At 31.7% G+C, this 22,045-nt stretch carries 21 protein-coding genes; 13 read left to right on the top strand and 8 right to left on the bottom strand.

Going from position 1 to position 22,045, the window contains the following annotated elements; all coding sequences use genetic code 11:
* Positions 1–124: 124 nt before the first annotated feature.
* Positions 125–940 (bottom strand): purine-nucleoside phosphorylase, encoded by an 816-nt coding sequence (locus ACOYLP_RS02535; RefSeq protein ID WP_422854603.1) that lies wholly within the window; start codon positions 938–940, stop codon positions 125–127.
* A gap of 171 nt (positions 941–1,111) precedes the next feature.
* Between ACOYLP_RS02535 and ACOYLP_RS02540 the strand changes: the two genes are divergently transcribed.
* Both ACOYLP_RS02540 and ACOYLP_RS02545 read left to right on the top strand, forming a co-directional pair.
* Positions 1,112–2,716 (top strand): phage integrase SAM-like domain-containing protein, encoded by a 1,605-nt coding sequence (locus tag ACOYLP_RS02540; RefSeq protein ID WP_422854604.1) that lies wholly within the window; start codon positions 1,112–1,114, stop codon positions 2,714–2,716.
* 107 nt (positions 2,717–2,823) lie between these two features.
* A complete protein-coding gene (locus tag ACOYLP_RS02545; RefSeq protein ID WP_422854605.1) occupies positions 2,824–3,450 on the top strand; it encodes a recombinase family protein in 627 nt (208 codons plus the stop codon).
* On the opposite strand, the gene ACOYLP_RS02550 is transcribed toward ACOYLP_RS02545, so the two are convergent.
* Positions 3,445–3,681, bottom strand: a complete 237-nt coding sequence (locus ACOYLP_RS02550; protein WP_422854606.1) for a helix-turn-helix domain-containing protein — start codon at positions 3,679–3,681, stop codon at positions 3,445–3,447. The two genes, ACOYLP_RS02545 and ACOYLP_RS02550, sit on opposite strands and share 6 nt — an antisense overlap.
* Before the next feature lie 165 nt (positions 3,682–3,846).
* Here ACOYLP_RS02550 and ACOYLP_RS02555 point away from each other — a divergent pair, with 165 nt between their 5' ends.
* The 4 genes from ACOYLP_RS02555 (at position 3,847) to ACOYLP_RS02570 (ending at position 6,266) form a co-directional block, all read left to right on the top strand.
* On the top strand, positions 3,847–4,272 hold the full coding sequence (locus tag ACOYLP_RS02555) for a hypothetical protein (RefSeq protein ID WP_422854607.1): 426 nt from the start codon (positions 3,847–3,849) through the stop codon (positions 4,270–4,272).
* A gap of 37 nt (positions 4,273–4,309) precedes the next feature.
* Positions 4,310–5,101 (top strand): hypothetical protein, encoded by a 792-nt coding sequence (locus ACOYLP_RS02560; RefSeq protein ID WP_422854608.1) that lies wholly within the window; start codon positions 4,310–4,312, stop codon positions 5,099–5,101.
* An 87-nt stretch (positions 5,102–5,188) separates the two neighbouring features.
* Complete coding sequence (locus tag ACOYLP_RS02565; RefSeq protein ID WP_422854609.1) at positions 5,189–5,467, top strand: hypothetical protein; 279 nt, start codon at positions 5,189–5,191, stop codon at positions 5,465–5,467.
* A gap of 301 nt (positions 5,468–5,768) precedes the next feature.
* On the top strand, positions 5,769–6,266 hold the full coding sequence (locus tag ACOYLP_RS02570; protein ID WP_422854610.1) for a hypothetical protein: 498 nt from the start codon (positions 5,769–5,771) through the stop codon (positions 6,264–6,266).
* A 647-nt stretch (positions 6,267–6,913) separates the two neighbouring features.
* Here the strand turns inward: ACOYLP_RS02570 and ACOYLP_RS02575 are convergent.
* The 3 genes from ACOYLP_RS02575 to lpxK all read right to left on the bottom strand — a co-directional run bounded on the left by ACOYLP_RS02575 (position 6,914) and on the right by lpxK (position 8,702).
* Complete coding sequence (locus ACOYLP_RS02575; protein WP_422854611.1) at positions 6,914–7,144, bottom strand: hypothetical protein; 231 nt, start codon at positions 7,142–7,144, stop codon at positions 6,914–6,916.
* Positions 7,116–7,391 carry a hypothetical protein gene (locus ACOYLP_RS02580; protein ID WP_422854612.1) on the bottom strand — a complete coding sequence of 92 codons (276 nt, stop codon included), beginning with the start codon at positions 7,389–7,391 and terminating at the stop codon, positions 7,116–7,118. The genes ACOYLP_RS02575 and ACOYLP_RS02580 overlap by 29 nt, the downstream gene beginning before the upstream one ends.
* 243 nt (positions 7,392–7,634) lie before the next feature.
* Positions 7,635–8,702, bottom strand: a complete 1,068-nt coding sequence (lpxK, locus tag ACOYLP_RS02585) for a tetraacyldisaccharide 4'-kinase (protein WP_422854613.1) — start codon at positions 8,700–8,702, stop codon at positions 7,635–7,637.
* Positions 8,703–8,797: 95 nt separating this feature from the next.
* On the opposite strand from lpxK, the gene ACOYLP_RS02590 reads away from it, so the two are divergent.
* The 7 genes from ACOYLP_RS02590 (at position 8,798) to ACOYLP_RS02620 (ending at position 17,758) form a co-directional block, all read left to right on the top strand.
* The gene (locus ACOYLP_RS02590) at positions 8,798–9,331 is read left to right on the top strand and encodes a hypothetical protein (RefSeq protein WP_422854614.1); all 534 of its coding nucleotides are present in this window, start codon (positions 8,798–8,800) and stop codon (positions 9,329–9,331) included.
* A gap of 4 nt (positions 9,332–9,335) precedes the next feature.
* Positions 9,336–10,430: a Nif3-like dinuclear metal center hexameric protein gene (locus ACOYLP_RS02595; protein WP_422854615.1), complete on the top strand. Its 1,095-nt coding sequence runs from the start codon at positions 9,336–9,338 to the stop codon at positions 10,428–10,430.
* Positions 10,431–10,433: 3 nt separating this feature from the next.
* Entirely contained in the window at positions 10,434–11,213 is a 780-nt protein-coding gene (locus tag ACOYLP_RS02600; protein WP_422854616.1) for a zinc ribbon domain-containing protein, read from the top strand.
* Positions 11,214–11,244: 31 nt separating this feature from the next.
* On the top strand, positions 11,245–12,117 hold the full coding sequence (locus tag ACOYLP_RS02605; RefSeq protein WP_422854617.1) for an alpha/beta hydrolase: 873 nt from the start codon (positions 11,245–11,247) through the stop codon (positions 12,115–12,117).
* A gap of 322 nt (positions 12,118–12,439) precedes the next feature.
* On the top strand, positions 12,440–15,055 hold the full coding sequence (gene cphA / locus ACOYLP_RS02610; RefSeq protein ID WP_422854618.1) for a cyanophycin synthetase: 2,616 nt from the start codon (positions 12,440–12,442) through the stop codon (positions 15,053–15,055).
* A gap of 52 nt (positions 15,056–15,107) precedes the next feature.
* Positions 15,108–15,569: a DinB family protein gene (locus ACOYLP_RS02615; RefSeq protein WP_422854619.1), complete on the top strand. Its 462-nt coding sequence runs from the start codon at positions 15,108–15,110 to the stop codon at positions 15,567–15,569.
* 56 nt (positions 15,570–15,625) lie between these two features.
* A complete protein-coding gene (locus tag ACOYLP_RS02620) occupies positions 15,626–17,758 on the top strand; it encodes a DPP IV N-terminal domain-containing protein (protein WP_422854620.1) in 2,133 nt (710 codons plus the stop codon).
* A 211-nt stretch (positions 17,759–17,969) separates the two neighbouring features.
* Here the strand turns inward: ACOYLP_RS02620 and ACOYLP_RS02625 are convergent, their stop codons facing one another.
* From ACOYLP_RS02625 to ACOYLP_RS02635, 3 genes are all read right to left on the bottom strand, one after another.
* The gene (locus ACOYLP_RS02625) at positions 17,970–19,232 is read right to left on the bottom strand and encodes an asparagine synthetase B (RefSeq protein WP_422854621.1); all 1,263 of its coding nucleotides are present in this window, start codon (positions 19,230–19,232) and stop codon (positions 17,970–17,972) included.
* A 93-nt stretch (positions 19,233–19,325) separates the two neighbouring features.
* Positions 19,326–20,873 carry a replicative DNA helicase gene (gene dnaB / locus ACOYLP_RS02630; RefSeq protein ID WP_422854622.1) on the bottom strand — a complete coding sequence of 516 codons (1,548 nt, stop codon included), beginning with the start codon at positions 20,871–20,873 and terminating at the stop codon, positions 19,326–19,328.
* A gap of 140 nt (positions 20,874–21,013) precedes the next feature.
* Entirely contained in the window at positions 21,014–21,967 is a 954-nt protein-coding gene (locus ACOYLP_RS02635; RefSeq protein WP_422854623.1) for an acetyl-CoA carboxylase carboxyltransferase subunit alpha, read from the bottom strand.
* Positions 21,968–22,045: the final 78 nt, after the last annotated feature.

The following is a 22,045-nucleotide window of genomic DNA, read 5'->3' on the forward strand; positions in this document are numbered from 1 at the left end:
AGATTTAATACTTTTATTGAAGAAATAAATATAACAAAAAAGGCACTTACTAAAGTTTATTGAAATATAGTTCAGCAAACCTATTGAACAGAAAAAATGCTTTAAATTGGTGCGCGAATTTGAATTAAAATTGAATAATTAATTCCTTAATTAATTTTCTAACGTAAGGTTCTGCTTTAGCGGCAGCTTTTAAAACTTCTTCATGGCTTACTTCTTCCATGGCCGTTTCAACATCACCCATATCGGTAATTACAGATAGTCCAAAACAATCAATTCCCATGTGTCGAGCAACAATAACTTCTGGTACAGTTGACATTCCAACACAATCGGCGCCTAAAACTTTTACCATTTTATATTCCGCAAAAGTTTCAAATGTTGGACCTTGCAAACCAAGGTAAACCCCATCATGAACAGTGATGTTATTTTCAACAGCTATTGCCTTAGCTTTATTAATCATAGCTTTATTGTAAGCTTCATTCATATTCAAAAATCTTGGACCAAAACGCTCGTCATTTTTTCCACGTAATGGATGCTCCGGAAACATATTAACATGATCCTTAATTATTACAACTGAACCAACTTCATAATTTGAATTTACGCCACCAGAAGCGTTTGAAACTATCAATTTAGTTACCCCAAGATATTTCATAACACGAACAGGGAACGTTACTTGCTTCATATCATAGCCTTCGTAAAAATGGAAGCGACCTTGCATAGCCATTACTTTTTTATCACCAATAGTTCCAAAAACAAGTGCGCCTTTATGCCCTTGAACAGTTGACACAGGAAAATTTGGAATTTCATTATAAGGCAATGTAAATTCAATAGAGATATCATCGGTAAAACTACCTAATCCAGAACCTAAAATAACACCATATTCGGGACTGAAATTGGTTTTATTTTTTATATAATTAACGGTTTCTTGTACTAGTTCCCACATTTTTAATATATCTTTAAATTATTTTTATCTATTTGTAATTCAGTTTTTTATAAAATATAATAAAAAATAAAATTGAAGTATTTATCAAATAAACTTCACAAAAACTTCACAACAATAGTTTTTATATTATTTTTACAATTCTAATTTGAATTATTCAAATGTAAAATAAATATGGGAGTTAAGATAATTTTAGCGAGGAAAAAAAGCGACATTGTAGGAACACTGGCTATTCAAGCGATTAAGAACAAAGTAAAAACTCAAAAAAGAATTGGTATTCAAGTAAAAGTAGAACACTTTGAAAAGTATTTTATCAAAAAACTTAATCGTTTTAACGTCAATGACGAATTGGATTATAATTCAATCAATAACAAAATCACAGAAGAACTCAATATTTTTAATGGATTGGGAACCTCAACAATTTATTCAAAATCAAACAATGAAGATGAGGAACAAAACAATTTATCTTATCTTGATTATTTCAAAAAGGAAACAAGTAAAATATTGGTATTAGGAACAAAATCAAGATACAACGACGTCCTAAACTCAATCAAAAGATTTTTACAAAAAAACAAAAAAGAGGATTTATTATTTAGCGAAATTACTCCCGACTGGATTGATTATTATGTTATTTTTTTGAAAAATAGGGGACTTGCTAATACGTCTATTGTTGATACTATTTCGGTTTTTAGAAAAGTCCTTAATTCAGCAATCAATGAAGACATTATATTTTACAAAAAAAATCCTTTTAGTAAGTATCAACAATTACAAAAATCAACAAAACCAATAGATCCTTTAAGTGATGATGATATACTAAAATTATTATCTCTCAAAAGTGATGGTTCAAAAAAACAAGACAATTTAATTTATTTTAAAAATATGTTTTTATTTCAGTTTTTCGCAAACGGAATGAGAATGTCAGATTTGTTTTTTATTCGTTGGGAAGATTTTAAACCTGAAAAATTAGTTTATCAAATGATGAAAACCGACAGAAATATGGAAGTGTATTTCAACATAAACATTTGTCATATATTAAATGAAATGTTAGGAAATCAAGTACTCTATGATGAAATAGTAAAAACAACTAAACTTGAAATCCCTTTTAATTGTTATGGGGTTTTATTCAAAACAGAAAATGATATAATTGACAAAATAAACATTACAGATTGTAATAAACTATTAAAGAAATTAAGAATTAGTAAGATAAACCTCGATAACGAAATTAAAGGTGGTGATGTAGGAAGATTAGATTTTTATAAAGGATACTACTACCCTATTCATTCTAATACAGAAAGAATAGAAACAATAAAGGAAATGATTGATTTGAGAATAAAAATTGAAGATAAAATTGAAACCAAATATATTTTTAATACTTACAAAAAGATTAAAACTTTAGATCAAAATGATTTTATTTTTGAAAGATTTATTAGAGATAAACAAATAGGAATATTTAAAAAATACAATAAAAATAAAGAACTAACCGAATTACAATATAAAAGATATAAAAATCTTCAAGGTAGATACAATTACTTTCTTTCTCAAATAAAAGAAGTTTTCGGATTTGACATTCGATTGAGTAGTCATATTGCTAGACATTCTTTTATAAACTCATTACTTAAGAGCGGAAAAGCTGATTTATGGGATATTAAAAACTTAATGGGACACGGAGAATTAAGAACTTCGGAAAAATACATCAACAAACATTTTCAAGGAAAAGAAAAACAAAATAAAATAAGTAAAGGAGTTAGTCGAATGTATCAAATTAGACGTATCGAATAATTGAAAATTGTACCAAACCACAAAGTGTATCATTTTAATCTATAAAGATATGGTTTAATGATACACTTTCCGTATTTTTGTAATATAAAATATTAAAACGATACAATATGAAAGTGGTTATATACTCTAGGGTTTCAACAAATAGTCAGGATTACAAAAGACAAACAGAGGAATTGTTAGATTTTTCAAAAACGATGAATTATGAGGTTGTTTCTATTTTCGAGGAAAAAATATCCGGAGGCAAAACAAATGAGGAACGTCCAGAACTTATGAAAATGATAAACCTTGTCAAAACTAATAAAATTGACAAAGTCCTTTGTTGGGAACTTTCAAGGATCGGAAGGAATACAATAGAAGTTTTAAAAACTATTCAGTTATTAAATGAAAATTGTATTTCTCTTTATATTAAAAACCACAATATAGAAACCTTAAATGATAAATGTGAGATAAACCCAATGTCTCAATTCTTAATTCAAATCCTTACCTCTGTTAGTGAAATGGAGAAAACTCAAATTAGACAAAGAATAAAATCAGGTTATGAGAGTTATAGAAAAAATGGTGGGAAAGTTGGAAGAAAAGAAGGTTTTAAAAAAGACAATGGAACTCTTTTAACAGAACACAAGGACGTTGTAAAATTATTGAAACAAGGATATTCAATAAGAAAGACAATGAAACTAACTGATAAAAGTAGCGGAACTATTCAAAAGATTAAAAAAATAATTTCCGAATTATAATTCTTTATCAAACTCAAACATAAAAGACATAGCAACAGACAATCCTTTTGACAAAGATTTTATTGTACAAATTGTTGGATTTATAACACCTCTCTCTATTCTTGTAATTTGAGGTAAAGAAACTTCTGCTAGATTAGCAAGTTCTTCTTGGGACATACCTTTCCCCTCTCGCATTTTTTTTAAATGTTTCCCAAACGATACTAAATACTCCTTATCCTTTGTGTATATCAATTCCTACAAGGTTTTAAAATGTAAAATTGATACAATCATAGATGATCTTTCTAATCATACATGATTAGTACAAAATATTTTTATATATTTACCGCAGAAACAACTTAACCGCAAGGTGATTGCGGTATGTGTTTTTATGTTTGTATATGTAAATAAGTAGAAAAAATGAGAAGATATTTTTATGTTTTAGTATTGTTTTTACCTTTTTTAATGACAAGTCAAACAAAAAACAACTCAAAAAATTATACTAGGTATGATTGTAGTTCTATTAGGGATTTTGACGAATTTTTAACATCGGATAGTTATACAAATTGTAGTTGTAAAAAATATTTGAGTTATTCAATTTTAGTTGAAAAAAATAGGATAACAATATCAACATTTGAACAAGGGAAATTAAATAGTAAAAATATTTATGATAATCTAATAATAGAGGAAACTAAAGATTTTTATATCTACAAAAGAGATGATGGAAGAGAGAATGGAGAACAAGATTTTATGGAAATAGTCATAACAAAAAACAAAAAAAAGGTTATGTATTATTGGATGGATTACAGTTATAATCCTCATCAAGTTTTATACATTTTAAAATAAATCAAAAACAAATATTAAACAATTAAATCTAAACAAAATGAAAAAAAAGAATTATTTATTTATGACAATAGTAATGTGTGTTTTACTAATTTCTTGCGGAGGAAAAACTGAAAAAAAAGATGGAAGTACTGCTGAAATAACAACCAGCGAGAGTGATGTTCCATTGAATGAACTTAACATTAGGGCTGATTTTGAATATGACTCTTATACTACACAAAATATTAAGAGAAATGATGAAAAAGAAAACTTCACTGGACTAGGTGTAGAAAAAGATCAAAATGATAGTATTTTAAATATCGCTGAAGTAAAAAATGGTTGGTTGATAAGATATACACATAGAATAAAAGCAGACAACAGATATATAACTATTTCTGACTTTACTTTTGACAATGGTGAAATTAAAGATGGTTTTAAAAAAGAAATAAATGACAAATACGATCCAAAAATTTGTTATGTACAAAGTGTTAAAAGTTATAAGAATGGAAAAAATCAGGAAGATTTAGCAATAAAGATAAGAACAGAAGAAAAAATTGTGATAAATGGTAGATATGATGAAAACGCAAATTGGATTGGAGAAAACATTTCATCAATGACCGTAAAAAACTTTTGTACAGGTTCAAATAGAGAAAAACAAATTGATGTTTTAAAATTAAAATGTCTATCAAATTTTAAAAAAGATTATGGTTCTGAAAAATCTGGTTTTGAGTCCGATAGTGAATACGAATATAACGCTATAAAATATTATGAAAATGCTGACGAAAAGATTATATTTAAAACTCTTGATGATATGAAAAAAGAATTGCCAAAATTTGATTATTGGAAAAAATAAAAAAAATTTTTGGATTATTTTAAATTCATATTACTATCCTTATTATTTAAAAAGTCCCAATGGGGCTTTTTTTTTGATATATACTTTATGAAAAGAACTAAATTAGAAATAAATAAAAAAGGTATAACTATCAAACCTCAACACTTAAATAAAATCTTTATTGATTGTGATACAAAAAAACTTCTTTACGACTTCGAGAATAATAATATTCAAAATGATTTATTGAATAATTGGGAGGTTGTCTATTATTTTGATGTTTTAGATGGTGTCCTTACATTTTCTATAGATGAATATGATTTTATACACCAATCTTTAAAATCGTTTATAAGGGATAAAAAAATTGATGATGTCTTGAAAAAAAATTAAACTGAAAAGTCCCGTCATTCGGGGCTTATTTTTTTTAACATTTTTTTAACATTTAAACATTTCGAGTAGTCATCACGGGTTCCAATTTTCCAAATTTTTAGTCAATTATTTTAGTGTTTCATATTAAATATTTTCATTTTATCTTTGTCAAACAAATGAGAAACATACCTCTAAAATTTCTGTTAGAGATTAAAATTCAAGACATTATAAAATAAAATTTAAAAAAAAACTTGCTTTTAGTGAAGGTGGATTTCTATGTTTTAAAACGAAGTAAAAAAACAATTTAATAACTATAAATAAAATGAGTGGAGTATCAATTTTCGATGGTGGTTTTACTACTTATCCAAAGATTTTCATTTCGGGAGGAATGAAGAAATCTAAAAAAGTAATCAATACAAGTTTAATTGTTGTTAAGTCCTATATGATGGGACCAGACAAACAAGCAAAAAACGGGTATATCAATAATCTTAAAAACAACTTGGGTATTATTGAAGGTGGTGTAAGAACTTTTAAAACAAGTTTTATCTCTGGGAACAAATCTGTTAAGTATAACGGATATGATTTACAACTAGTGGTTAAAGATGGTGTGGTATTTTTATCAGTATCATTAGACGGACAGACATTTATGTTTGATTGCTGGAATATCAATTCAGTAGTAGATGGGTTAAGTCAAAGAAATAACAAATGTAATTTTTTTGATGTGGTATATGTTGAGGATTTAATCAACAAAGGTAGATTAAGTGTGAAGTTTAACGTGAGTAAATTAAAAAACCACGGAACAACTTGGAAGATTTTGTAATAGAATAACTTAATCTTTTGGTTATGGGTAATATAAATTACTACAAAGTATAAAAGGGTTTAACATTTAGTGTTAAACCCTTTTTTGTTTTAATAGGTTTTGGGAGGTTGTTTTTGCCGATACATATTCTTGATTTAAAAATGATTTTTAATTCGTTAAATGTTTTTAAAATCACTTTAAAACATTAGGATTGTGGTGGGGTTTAGATGTCTGAGCTAGATTGAGGGGAAAACTTAGATACACTAATCCTAACAATGGTATTACCCAATGTTGGTTAGCCAAGTTTTCACCTCTTAAATATGCCTGATCCAGCGTATCGGGTATAAACTTAATATACTATCGTCTTTGATGTACATTTGGGAAAGCCACTTACAATGTTTTAAGACACACCGCTATACCTATCACTTCTTTCCTTCTACTATGATTGCACTTTGTATAGTTCCCCTGGTAGTGCGTTTTATTATAAGTCCCAGTGTTAAGTTTTATCGTTCCCCCAACTTATAAATGTTTATAAAATCTATTTCAATTTCTCAATCTTTACCTTTAATTCCTCAATCTTAATTTTCAAATTTATTTGTTCCCTTTTCTTAAAATCTTTTTCAAGATTAAATTTTTCTTTATTCTTTTTAATGGTTTCCTCGTGTTTTCTAATCTTGTTCCAATCTATCATTTCCTTTATGTAATTTTTCTATAAGAACAATTTCCATCAACTCAAACAAGGTTGTTTCCGGATATAAAAACAGATTTTTATATTTAATAATTTCCGTTTGTTGTTTTTTAAGTTCTCTTTGAACTTTTGACTTTGAAACATTTAATATACTTCTAATGGTTTCAACATCATAAAGGTTTTTATTTTCTTTTGTAAAGTGAATTATCATTTTTAAGGGTTTTATATTTATTAGTTAGTTTGTTGTATTCCTCAATCAATTCATCAAGGTTTAAATCTTCATCCTCTTTTAATTTTCGTTTTGGTTCTGTTGGTTCTTCTATATCGTCTATGTCGTCAATAAGTTCGTCATCCGATATATTAGTTTCTTCATCATTCAATTCATCTTGGATCTCTTTGTTGTATTTCTCAACAATAAACTTAAAGAAGTTCGTTTGAAGGTGTTTTCTTTTTTTCATTATATAATTTCTTTTTTAAAAGTTGAAACAATCGAATAAATCGTTTCAATCCATAAATATATATTATGAAAAAAGTTGAGGTTTTATAAAATGTGGATTGTTTATAGATGAGTTGTATATAATCGTATATACCTATTATAAAAAAGAGAGTTAGAAACAATCCTAACTCTCTTTGATATGTCATTCTGTGAATATTCCATATAAAAACTTCACAAAAACTTCACGGTTTTTTTATTGTATTTTTTATTTATTTGTTTTACAATTACTTACAGAATTATTTTTACTTGTTCCCACATAGTTTAAAATGATTGTATCAAAAGATTCTTGATTACTCAAAAATTTACTTTTAATTGGTAAATAAAATAATTGTTTTCTTAAAATTTTAGCCTCCAAACGTACAAAATCTTTTTCAGTTGTAACGATGATTTTATCGATAGCCTGGCTTTTAATATTTAAAATGTCGCTTTCCGTAAAATGATGATGATCAGAAAACACCATAACCTCATCTTTGTCAGTTAGTAAATAATCAAAAAACGGTTTTGGTTTTGCTATTCCGGCAAGTAACATTTTCTGAGTTAATTTTAAATCGCTAACCGCTAGACTTACGGTATCGTTATAAACCTTATCATCATAATCAATACTGCTAAAAAAGATTTCTACTTTATTATCATTCCGACTAAGGTGGTATCTCCTCAATTTTACACTAATTTCTTCCTGCTCCAATTCAGTAATATTTGGCGGGCATTTGGTTACAATTATCAAATTAGCTCTTTTAGCACCATTTCTGCTTTCGCGAAGGTTTCCTGTTGGCAGCATAAAATCATCACAAAATAAATCTTCATAAGCCGTCAGAAGTATATAAAAACCTGATTTTACTTTGCGATGCTGAAAAGCATCATCCAACAAAATAATTTCAGGACTGGATTTTTGATTCAATAATTGCTCAATTCCGTTTTTCCTGTCAGCATCAACGGCAACCTGAATGTTTGGGAATTTTTTAAAATACTGAAAAGGTTCATCACCTAAAATTTCAGCCGTTGAAGTAGCGTCGGCCAAAATAAAACCTTCTGATTTTCGCTTGTAACCCCGACTCAATGTTGCTACTTTATAATTGGGAGATAACAGCCGAATAAAATACTCAATTTGAGGCGTTTTTCCAGTGCCGCCAACACTCAAATTACCAACAGCAATAACAGGAATATCAAAAGAATAGGATTTTAGAATACCTTTATCGTAAAGATAATTTCTTAAGGAAGTGATAAAACCATACAATATGGCAAAAGGAAATAGTAATTTTCGCAACAAATTCATAAAACGAAAGTAACGATTTTTTATCTTTGAATGAAAATTATTCTTGCTGTAGAGAACAAATGAAACAATATTGCTTTATATTTAATTTTCTTTTTTTGCTGATTTCTCCAATTACCTTGGCGCAAGAAACCGAAAATGCTGCCTTACTGAAAATAATTTTTTCCAAATACTACAAAAACGAAAAAGTAATTACCAAAGGAAGACTTCAATTATTGAGTTTTTATTGTAAAAAAGCACCTAACAACGAAGAAGTTTTGGAAGTGATTTCAAAAAGTGATTTACTCAAAAAAAATGCTGACGAAATCAAAAAGCAAATCGATATTAGCATCGATGAAGATTGGTCAGCCGCTTATAATATATTATTTGACAATCAAAATCAATATTTGAAAAGTAAGGTCAATGCGTGCTTGTCTTTTGAAGAATATAAAGAAGTCTACGAGAAATATGGCGAAAACAACCAGCGTTTAATGATTGTCAGCAAACCAATATATTTTGCCAACAACAATTTTGTCTTAGTTAAAGTTGCTTTCTACAGAAACATAGAACACAATAGCGGTAGTTTTTTGCTACTCGAAAAAACAAACGGTATTTGGACAATTAAAGAATATATAAACGAATGGGCAACCTAACTATATGAAGATAAAAGAAATACTTTCTGTTTTAGAAGAAATGGCTCCTTTGGCGTATGCTGAAGATTTTGATAATGTTGGTCTACTTGTTGGCGATGGCAATACTGAAATCATCGGAATTTTAGTCTGCCACGACGCTTTAGAAAGCGTAATTGACGAAGCTATTGCTAAAAAATGCAACTTGGTCGTTTGCTTCCATCCAATTATTTTTTCAGGATTAAAGAAGATAACTGGTAAAAATTATGTTGAAAGTGCTGTACTGAAAGCCATTAAAAATGACATTGCTATTTATGCGGTTCATACGGCATTGGACAATCATAAAAAGGGCGTGAACAAAATTTTCTCCGATGCTTTAGGTTTAATAAATACTAAAGTTTTGGTTCCCAAAGAACACTTTATCCAAAAACTAGTTACCTATACAATTCCTGAAAATGCTTCAGAATTACGCAATGCCTTGTTTGAGGAAGGTGTCGGAAAAATTGGCAACTACGAAGATTGTAGTTTCAACACTAAAGGTATTGGAACGTATATGGGCAACGAAGACAGCAATCCGGAAATTGGAGAACGCTTTGAATTTGTAGAAAACGAAGAAATCAAAATTGAAGTAACCTTTGAGAAACACCTGCAATCCAAAATATTAAAAACACTTTTCAAAAAACATGTTTATGAAGAAGTGCCCTATGAGATTTATGATTTGCAAAATACCCATCAAAACATAGGCCTGGGAATGATTGGAGAACTCAAAAAACCAATGAGTGAAACCGAGTTTTTAGCCTTCGTAAAAGATAAAATGCAATGCGGAGGAATTCGACATAGTGCTTTACTTGGAAAATCTGTTCAGAAGGTTGCTGTGCTTGGCGGTTCCGGTAGTTTTGCAATTAAGAATGCTATTCAAGCAAATGCCGATGTTTTTTTAACCGCCGATTTGAAGTACCACAACTTTTATGAAGCTGAAAATCAATTGGTTTTAGCCGACATTGGCCACTTTGAAAGTGAAAGATTTACAAAAAATTATATTGTTGATTTTCTTAAGAAAAAAATCCCTAATTTTGCAATCATTTTTTCGGAAGAAAATACAAATCCAGTTAAGTACTTATAAAATATGGCAGCTACAAAAGAACTAAATGTTGAAGACAAATTAAGAGCTATTTATGACCTTCAAATCATAGATACAAGAATTGATGAAATCAGAAATGTAAGAGGCGAATTGCCTTTAGAAGTGGAAGATTTAGAAGATGAAGTTACTGGCTTAACTACTCGTTTGGATAAATTAAAAAGTGACTTGGAAATTATTGAAGAGCAAATTAAGAACAAAAAAAATGCCATCGATGATCATCAAGCTGCAATAAAAAAATATACCGCACAACAAAAAGAAGTTCGTAACAATAGGGAATTTAATTCATTAACTAAAGAAGTTGAATTTCAGGAATTGGAAATTCAATTGGCCGAAAAACAAATCAAAGAATTAAAAGCTTCTATCGAACACAAAAAAGAAGTGATTGCAAATTCTAAAGAAAAATTAGAACAAAAAACAACGCATCTAAAACATAAAAAAGCAGAATTGAGCGATATCATGGCAGAAACTCAAAAAGAGGAAGCCTTCCTAATCGAAAAATCTGCTGAATATGAAGCGTTAATTGAAGAAAGATTATTAGCCGCTTACAAAAGAATTCGTTCAAGCGTTCGTAATGGTTTAGCAGTTGTATCTATTGAGCGTGGTGCTTCGGCTGGATCTTTCTTTACCATTCCACCACAAACCCAGGTAGAAATTGCAGCCAGAAAGAAAATCATTACCGATGAGCATTCAGGAAGAATTTTGGTAGATGCTTCTCTAGCTGAGGAAGAAAGAGAAAAAATGCAAAAATTATTTGCTCACCTATAATATACTAATCCCGATACTCTCGGGATTTTTTATGAAAAAAATTCAATATTTAATCCTCACAAAATCAATTGGGTATTATCTCAACGCATTGAGCTATTTCAATTTAGAAAAAGCTAAAATACAAGCATACCAACTTTTTAGTCAACCCAGAAAAGGAAAAATCAAAAAAGAAAAATTACCAAAAACACTTCAAAGTGCCGCTTTTGAAACTTTTGAATACCATAATGAAAAGTTTCAAGCCTACATTTGGAAAGGCACCCGAGCCGCAGCCGAACGAAGCGAAGCTAATGAAGACATAATTCTGCTCATTCACGGTTGGGAAAGCAATGCTTCACGCTGGAAAAAATTATTGAACTACCTAAAACCTTTAGGTAAAACCATAATCGCAATTGATGGTCCAGCTCACGGATTAAGTGAAGGCAAAGAATTCAATGCTCCAAAATTTGCAGAATTCATAAACATAGTAACTCAAAAATACCAACCAAAAACCATCATCGGGCATTCTGTAGGCGGAGCAGCAGTTTGTTTTTATCTCAACAAATACAAGGATAAAACAATAGAAAAAGTTATACTATTAGGTGCTCCTTCCGATTTTAAAATCATTGCAAATAATTTTGTGAAACTTTTGAGTTTAAACAATAGGATAAAATATAAACTAGAAAAATACTATTTTGAAAAATTCAGTATTGATATCAATGAATTTTCCGCACATAAATTTGCGCAAAACTTTACCCAAAAAGCATTAATCGCTCATGATTCAGAAGACAAAGTCGTGCTTATAGATGAAGGCCGAAAATATGCAGACGCATGGAAAAATGCCATTTATATCGAAACTAAAGGTTTAGGACACAGTCTGCATGACGCCGATTTATATCAAAAAATAGTTGCATTTATTGAGCAATAGAGCCATAATCGTTTTCAAATCTTTAGACTTTTACTTACTGTTTGTTCCACTATTTTTATTGTCACACTGAGCGTCTACCTGTCGGCATACAATCAGTCGAAGTGCCTTACTAGCAATAAAAAGGATTCCAAATCCCACCTGTTCAGTGCTAGCTAGTACTTTTCCTTTACTTACTAACATCCTAAAAAACTGAAAATTAATTCAACTTAAAAAGACCTCTTTACTTTTTTTCCATTTCAGTAAAAAAAATCCAATTCAACACTAAAAATTTCCTATTTTTAACAAAATCATTACTTATCACTTTTACTAATTATTCCTAATCATGAAAATAGATAAAATTCAAGCACTTCGTGGTCCCAATATTTGGAGTGTTCAACGTAAAAAATTAATCCAAATGCGTCTTGATTTGGAAGAAATGGAGCAATTTCCAACCAATAAAATAGATGGTTTTCGTGAAAGGATAGAAGCTATGTTTCCAACAATGATTGAACATCGCTGCTCTGAAGGTGTTCGTGGTGGATTCTTTTCCCGAATTGAACGAGGTACTTGGATGGGACATGTAATTGAACATATTGCTTTAGAAATTCAAACTTTAGCCGGAATGGAAACTGGCTTTGGAAGAACCCGCGAGACCAAAACTCCAGGAGTATATAATGTAGTTTTTAGTTATACCGAAGAAAATGTCGGAATGTTTGCTGCCGAAAGCTCAGTTGCTATTGCCGAAGCATTAATCGAAGGAAGACCTTATGACCTTGAGGCCGATATTCAGAAAATGCGTGAAATCAGAGAACGCGTTCGTCTTGGCCCATCAACGGGAAGTATCGTTGAAGAAGCGGTTTCGAGAGATATCCCATGGATTAGATTAGGAACAAACTCATTAGTTCAATTAGGTTATGGTATCAATCAAATGCGTTTTCAGGCTACCATTACCTGTAAAACGAGTAGCATTGCTGTTGATATTGCCTGCAACAAAGAACAAACAAAAAAAATGCTCGACGCCGCTTCTATACCGGTTGCCAATGGAGGAATTTGCGTAGATGAAGCTGATTTAGATGATGTTATTCAAAAAATCGGTTATCCAATTGTTATTAAGCCATTAGATGGAAATCACGGCAAAGGTGCTTCAATCAATGTAAAAAATAGAGAAGATGCTATTGACGGTTTGGCTTATGCCAAAAAATACAGCCATCGAGTTATTGTTGAAAAATTTATTACAGGCCATGATTTCAGGGTTTTAATTATTGATAATAAATTAGTTGCTGCAGCCAAACGAGAACCGGCGCATGTAAAAGGAGATGGAAAACAAACTATCCAACAATTGATTGAAGAAACAAATAAAGACCCGCGTCGTGGTTATGGACATGAAAATGTTTTAACCCAAATTGATGTTGATAGAGATACCACCGATTTATTAGAAAAATTAAATTATACTTTAGAAACTGTCCCTAAAAAGGGAGAAGTTGTTTATCTAAAATCAACTGCGAATTTGAGCACGGGCGGAACTTCTATTGATGTAACAGATATGATGCATCCTGAAAATATTTTCCTTTGCGAAAGAATTTCCCGTGTCATCGGATTAGACATCTGTGGTGTTGATATTATGGCTGAAAATCTAACCCAGCCTTTAAAAGAAAACGGCGGTTGTATATTGGAAGTTAATGCTGCGCCCGGATTCAGAATGCACTTAGCGCCATCAGAAGGATTGCCTCGAAACGTTGCGGCTCCAGTTATAGATATGCTTTATCCTCCGGGAAAACCAAGTCGTATTCCAATTATTGCTGTAACAGGAACTAACGGGAAGACTACTACAACCCGACTTTTGGCTCACATTGTAAAAAATAATGGTTTCAAAGTTGGATTTACTACCTCTGACGGAATTTATGTCCAAAACCACATGATGGAAAAAGGCGATACAACTGGTCCTGTTTCTGCAGAATATATTTTAAAAGATCCAACAGTAGAATTTGCTGTTTTAGAAACTGCTCGTGGGGGAATTCTGCGCTCCGGACTTGGTTTTAGCCGTTGTGATATTGGGATAATCACCAACATTCAGGAAGATCATTTAGGATTGAGTGATATTCATACTTTAGAAGATTTAGCTCGTGTAAAAAGTACGGTTGTAAAAAGCGTTAAGAAAGATGGTTGGGCAATTTTGAATGCCGAAGACGAGCAATGCTTGAAAATTGCCAATGAATTAAGCTGTAATATTGCTTACTTTAGTATGGATGAAAACAATCCTAAAGTAAAAAAGTTTTCCAAAGAAGGTAAAATTGTAGCTGTTTATGAAAATGGATTTATAACTATCAAAAAAGGAGAGTGGAAAATCAGAGTTGAAAGAGCAACTCATGTTCCATTAACTATGGGCGGAAAAGCCAAGTTTATGATAGCCAATGTTTTAGCCGCAACTTTAGCAAGCTATTTACAAGGATTTAAAACCGATGACATTAGTTTATCATTACAAACATTTATCCCAAGTGCTGCACAAACACCGGGAAGAATGAACATATTCGAGTTTAAAAAATTCAAGGTATTGATTGACTTTGCACATAATCCGGCTGGCTATAGAGGTGTTGAAGAATACTTAAGCTCTGTTGAAGCCACCAAAAAAATTGGAATTATTGCCGGAGTTGGTGACCGTCGTGATGAAGATATTAAAGAATGTGCCACTATTGCAGCGCGAATGTTTGACCACATCATCATTCGTCAAGAGAAATATTTACGTGGTAGAACCGAAAATGAAATCATTGGTTTGATAATGGAAGGAATTTCAGCAAGTGGTAGAGATGTCACTCATGAAATTATATCTAAAGAGGTAGAAGCTATCAAACATGCTATTACTAATGCAGAAGAAGGCACCTTCATTACTGCTCTTAGCGATGTGGTGACCAATGCTATTGAAATTGTTCAAGAATATTTGGACAAGGAAAGTGAAGAATAAATAACTTATAAGAATCCCAAACACTAACGTTTGGGATTTTAATTTTTATCAAATGAGTAATCTTAAAACACTAGTAAATCAATTAGAATCTCATATTGTTGATTTTGAGAAGACAAATGTTTCTATTTCTCAATCCTCAATCGGATGGCATATCGACCATAGTTTGATGACCATAAATGGAATTATACACCAATTAAAAAAGTCAAATCCAGAGCAGTATAAATGGCGATTGAATTGGAATCGAATTTTCATTCAAAGTGTTAATAAAATTCCGAGAGGAAAAGCAAAAGCTCCCAAAGTGGTTAAACCTCTCGAAACCGCGACAGCCGCTCTACTTATTTCAAAATTAGAAATTGCAAAGAATAGTTTAATTGATTTAGAAACTCTTAACGCTAATTCTTATTTTACCCATCCTTACTTTGGCGATTTAAATCTAAAAAACACACTTTGGTTTTTAAATCTGCATACAAATCATCACCTAAAAATTATTAAAGATATTGCTCATAATATATGACAATTTAAAAATTGAAATACTGTTTTATGCTATATTTACGTCCAAAAAACTACTTCATGAATAAAATTTTTCTACTATTCGTTTCTTGTCTGTTGACTTTTTCGACTCAGGCACAATTAAAAAAAATCTCTTTAGAAGATGCTGTTTTACAGCAAAACAGAAAATTTGGAGCCGATAAATTAACCGGTTTTCAATGGATACCCAACTCAAGTAATTATAGTTATTACACCGATTCTTGGACCAAAATGATGAGTACAAATGTGGTCAAAAAAGAAGCCACTGAATTAGTAAAACTAAGTGATATCAATTCAACACTGGGAACAAAGTTGAAAAATTTCTTTGGTATACAATGGATGGACACCACTACGCTTTTAATTTCAGAAACCGGGAAATTTTATAGTTATAACATCAATTCTAAATCGGGTAAACTACTTCAAGAAATTCCTGAAACTGCCGAGAATCAAACCTTTGATGATGCAAAAATAAATATAGCTTTTACGGAAGCAAACAATTTATATTTTTTAAACAAAAACAAAGAAAAAATAGCAGTTACTAATAATTCAGATAAAAATATTGTTTCAGGGCAAACCATTTCTAGAAATGAATTTGGAATTAATAGTGGTATTTTTTGGTCGCCCAAATCAAGTTATCTCGCTTTTTATCAAAAAGACGAAACCGATGTTGCCGATTATCCATTATTAGATATTAATGAAACACCAGGAAAATTGGTTGCTACCAAATATCCAATGATTGGACAAAAATCGGAAAAACCAAAAGTTGGTATTTACAGTTTGACAACTGGAGAACTATTTTTTATAACTCCAAAAAGTAATTCAGACGATTATCTAACCAACTTGGCTTTCACACCAGATGAAAAATTTATTTTGATTGCCGAGTTAAATCGCGGTCAAAATGATATGAATTTGAATTTATATGAAACGGCTTCCGGAAAATTTGTGAGAACACTTTTCAACGAAAAAAATACAAAATGGGTTGAACCAGAACATCCTGCATTTTTCCAAAACAATAAATCGAATAACTTCGTTTGGATTTCTGAAAAAGACGGATTTAACAACCTTTACTACTATACTATTGAAGGTAAATTAATTAAACAATTGACAGCTAATAAATTTCCAACTCGTGAAATCATTGGAACCAATATGGTAGGAACCGAAATTTATTTTAAAGCAACAGGAGAAAAAGGCATCAATATGTTAGCGTATAAAGTAGATTTAAAAGGAAAACAAACTTTGATTACTAAAGACGAAGGCGTTCATAACGTAGTAATTTCATCGGATGGCAATTGGTTTTTTGACGAATATTCAAATCATTCAACACCTTCAAAATCATTGTTGTATGATAAAAATTTAAAAGCTACTACGCTATTAGAAAGTAAAAATAAATACGACGGTTACGAAATCGGGAGTGCCGATATTAAAACCATAAAAGCTGCTGATGGCACAACCGATTTATTCACACGATTAATCAAACCGAGTAATTTTGACCCAACAAAAAAATACCCAGTTTTAGTTTACGTTTATGGCGGTCCACATGCACAAATGATAACAAATTCTTATTTGGATGGTGCCAATCTTTGGATGTATTGGATGGCTGAACAAGGCTATTTAGTCTTTACCATTGACAATCGAGGATCGGACAATCGAGGATTTGCCTTTGAAAGCGTAATTCATGCCCAACTAGGCAATAACGAAATCGACGATCAAATGAAAGGTGTTGAGTATTTAAAATCATTGCCTTATGTAGATGGTAATCGTCTAGCGGTTCATGGTTGGAGCTTCGGCGGATTTATGACTACCTCGTTAATGACAAGAAAACCAGATACTTTTAAAGTTGGTGTAGCTGGCGGACCAGTAATCGATTGGAAATGGTATGAAGTGATGTATGGCGAACGCTATATGGATACGCCAGCCGAAAACCAAAAAGGATTTGACCAAGCCAACGTAACCAATTATGCAAAAGATTTAAAAGGAAAACTGCTCTTAATTCACGGAACAAACGATGATGTTGTGGTAGAACAGCACAATTTAGCGTTGGTTAAAAAGTGTGTCGAATTAGGTAAACAAATCGATTATTTTCCTTATCCGATGCACAAGCATAACGTTATTGGTAAAGACAGAGTTCATTTGATGACTAAAGTTTTGAACTACGTAATTGACAATAATAAGTAGGAGATAATTCCGCTTTCAGCTCAATATTTTCGTCAGTTCGAATTGCAATGACTAGCCAACTTGAATACAAAAAAGGATAGCACTCTAAATGCGAATCATTCACTGAACACTGATAGCAAATGTTAAATTAGTGAAGTAATCAGGGCTAAAAAAAAATCCCAAATTCCGAAAACTTATTTTGGAATTTGGGATTTTATATTGAGACTAATAACTACGTCTTTTGTGGTTTCTTTCTAGCGGCAGGAAATAAGACATTATTCAAAATTAACCTAAAACCCGGAGAAGTGGGATGCAAATCTAAAACGGTTGGCTCATCTCCTACTCTATGTTGGTAATCTTCAGGATCATGTCCACCATAAAATGTAAAAAAACCTTTTCCTTTTTGTCCGTGAATATAACGCGCTTCATCATTCAATTCGTTTTTTCCTAAAACCAATACACTAGATTTTATCAACTCGCTATCAAAAGCCGTAGTTTGCCCCATAAAACCTTTGACTAATTGGGTGTGATTTTGGCATAACATACTTGGAATGACATCCCATTTTGCAGAAAATTCCATTAAGGTGAAATAATCTTTCTCAAACGGAACTCTGCGTTTTTCTGTCATATCAATATCTGAAAATTCATAGTGCTCTGGTTTTCTATCTAAAATGAAATTTTTGAAAGCAAAGGTTTTTGAATAATCAATTTTAGATTGGTAGTTTGGTTCGCTATCATCGCCATCGAACATAGGTTCGCAAATATCTACGCCTTCTGCAGACAATGCAATATCAAAACTATCCGTTGCGGAACACATGGCAAACATAAATCCGCCGCCAATTACAAAATCCCGAATCTTTTTGGCTACAGCCAATTTATCTAGAGAGACTTTAGTGAAACCTAATTTTGTTGCTAAGGCTTCAGCTTCTTTCTTTTGTTCGATGTACCATGGCGCATTTCTATAAGCTCCGTAAAACTTTCCGTATTGGCCGGTGAAATCCTCATGATGCAAGTGAAGCCAATCATACAATAACAATTGGTCACTCAAAACTTCTGTATCGTAAACTACTTTAAACGGAATTTCGGCATAAGTCAATACCATAGTAACCGCATCATCCCAAGGCTGTTTTCCCGGTGGAGAATAAACGGCAATTTTTGGTGCTTTTTCCAATACAACCGATTCCATATTTTGTGATGGACTTGAAATATCTGCTAAAATTGATGCTTCCTCCGCATCTGATAAAATCTCAAAACTTACACCTCGGATTTGGCATTCTTTTCTAATTTCGGCAACATCGGGCAACAAAAATGAACCGCCGCGATAGTTTAGTAACCAACTGGCTTTGTATTGTTTGTCCAAAGCCCAATAAGTAATTCCGTATGCTTTAAGGTGATTTTTTTGGGTAGTTTCATCCATTGGAAGCAAAATAAAATTGGCTTTAACTCCAAAGGAAACAAGGAAGAATAAAAAATATACCGATTTTTTTAAAACCATTTTTAAGTAATTTAATGCCAAAGATAATAGTTTTACTGTGAAGAAAATCACAAAAAAAATCCTCTAATTACAACTTAAGAGAGTATTGAATTTTTAAAACGGAACTTCGCTATCGTCGTCATTGGAATTAATATTGCTTCCAAAAGCTTCGTTGGGTGATGGTAAATTTTTGGTCAAAAACGGATTGTCATCGTGATTCATTTTCGACGGTAAATCATCAAAGGCGCTACCAAATTCTTCGAGGTTATCAAATTTACCTAAGTTTCCTATGAATTTCAAACGGATATTTTCCAAAGAACCATTTCTGTGTTTTGCAATAATGAACTCGGCCTGACCGGCAGTTGGCGTTTGTTCTTGATCATCCCATTCGTCAATTTTGTAATATTCAGGGCGATAAATAAACGAAACTATATCAGCATCTTGCTCAATTGCACCCGATTCACGTAAGTCAGAAAGCAATGGACGTTTGCTTGAACCACGTGTTTCAACAGCACGTGATAATTGCGATAATGCAATTACCGGAACTTCTAATTCTTTGGCTAAGGCTTTTAAGTTTCTGGAAATGGTTGAAATTTCTTGCTCACGATTTCCGCCACCTTTACCGTTACTTCCACCAGCTGTCATCAACTGAAGATAATCGACAATGATAAGTTTAATGCCGTGTTGCGATGATAAACGACGTGCTTTAGCTCTTAAATCAAAGATAGAAAGCGATGGCGAATCATCAATATACAATGGTGCTTTTTCTAAATCTTTTACTTTAGTTGAAAGCTGTTCCCACTCGTGCTTTTCGAGTTTTCCGGTTCTTAATTTTTCTGAAGACAAACCGGTTTCTGAAGAAATTAAACGCGTAATTAACTGTACAGATGACATTTCTAGTGAAAACAATGCCACAGGCTGTTTAAAATCGATGGCTATATTTCTTGCCATAGAAAGTACAAAGGCTGTTTTTCCCATACCGGGACGAGCAGCAATAATAATCAAATCAGATGGTTGCCAACCCGAAGTTATTTTGTCTAGCTTTTCAAAACCGGTGGCTATTCCGCTCAAACCCTCTTTGTTAGCTATTTCTTCAATTCGTTTCTTTGCTTGGATTACCAAACTTTGAGCTGTTTCAGAACTTCGTTTGATGTTTCCTTGTGTTACTTCATATAATTTAGTTTCCGCTTTGTCTAGTAAATCAAATACGTCGGTAGTTTCATCATAGGATTCTTCAATGATTTCGGATGAAATTTTGATTAAGCTTCGTTGGATATATTTCTGTAAAATAATTCTCGAGTGAAACTCAATGTGAGCCGAAGATGAAATCTTTTGTGTTAGTTGAATCAAATAAAAATCGCCGCCAGCCAAATCTAATTTAGCGCTCTTTTTAAGCTGAGCCGAAACTGTTAACAAATCAATAGGCTGAGAATCTGTGAATAACTGAAAAATAGCTTCAAAAATATGCTTGTGTGCTTCTTTATAAAAAGCATCAGGTTGCAGAATATCAATAACTTCATCAACACCTTTTTTATCAATCATCATAGCACCTAATACAGCTTCCTCTAGGTCGAGCACTTGTGGTGGTAGCTTTCCTTTTTCCAAATTTATAATAGTAGTTTTATCTACTTTTATAGGGTTCATATTTCTGAGATTTTCCATGAAGCGAATGTAACTATTTTGAAAGGTTTATTTGAATTGAGTTATCACGAAATTGTGTTTATAAGTTTCTTTTTTTTGTTAACAACCAAAAAAAAATCCGAAACCATTGGGCTCCGGATTCATATATAATTTGTAAGAAATTATTCTTTATATTCACCCATTTTACTGTATTTATCCATCCTCTGCGCTACCAAATCAACTGTTGATAAATCTTTCAATTCATTAAATGCTTTCATGATATATTGTTCCACTGTTTTGAAAGCTGTTTCTTTATCGTAATGCGCTCCACCAAGCGGTTCCGGAATGACATCATCTACTAATTTCATTTTTTTCATATCGGTAGAAGTCAGTTTCAATGATTCAGCTGCTTGTTCTTTGTATTCCCAACTTTTCCATAAGATAGACGAGCAAGATTCAGGAGAAATAACCGAATACCAAGTGTTTTCCATCATTAAAACTCTATCTCCAACTCCAATTCCCAATGCACCACCAGATGCACCTTCACCGATTATAACACAAATAATGGGTACTTTTAAACGACACATTTCAAAGATGTTACGAGCAATTGCCTCACCTTGTCCTCTTTCTTCAGCTTCTAATCCAGGGAAAGCTCCCGGAGTATCAATTAAAGTTACAACCGGAATGTTGAATTTTTCTGCCATTTTCATCAAACGCAAAGCTTTACGATATCCTTCCGGGCTTGCCATTCCAAAATTACGCAACTGACGCATTTTGGTATTAATTCCTTTTTGTTGACCAATTAGCATAAACGATTGTCCATCTATCTTGCCTAAACCACCAACCATTGCTTTATCGTCTTTAAAACTTCTGTCTCCAAAAAGTTCTAAAAAAGTACCTTTAGTTAGATTTGTAATATGTTCTAAAGTATAAGGTCTATTAGGATGTCTGGATAATTGTACACGCTGCCAGGCGGTAAGGTTTTTATAAATCTTTCTTTTGGTTTCCTCTAATTTCTTTTCAATTTGTTTACAGGTTGCAGTGACATCTACATTTGATTCGGCACCAATTATCTGGCATTTATCGAGTTGGTCTTCAAGTTCTTTGATAGGAAGTTCAAAATCTAAATATTCCATAGGGTTAGTTCGTTTTGATTTAATCTAACGACAAATATAAAATTTAATATTATGATAAAAAGTACTTTTTACAGTTTA

The organism is Flavobacterium sp. (assembly GCF_049318325.1).
GTDB lineage: Bacteria > Bacteroidota > Bacteroidia > Flavobacteriales > Flavobacteriaceae > Flavobacterium.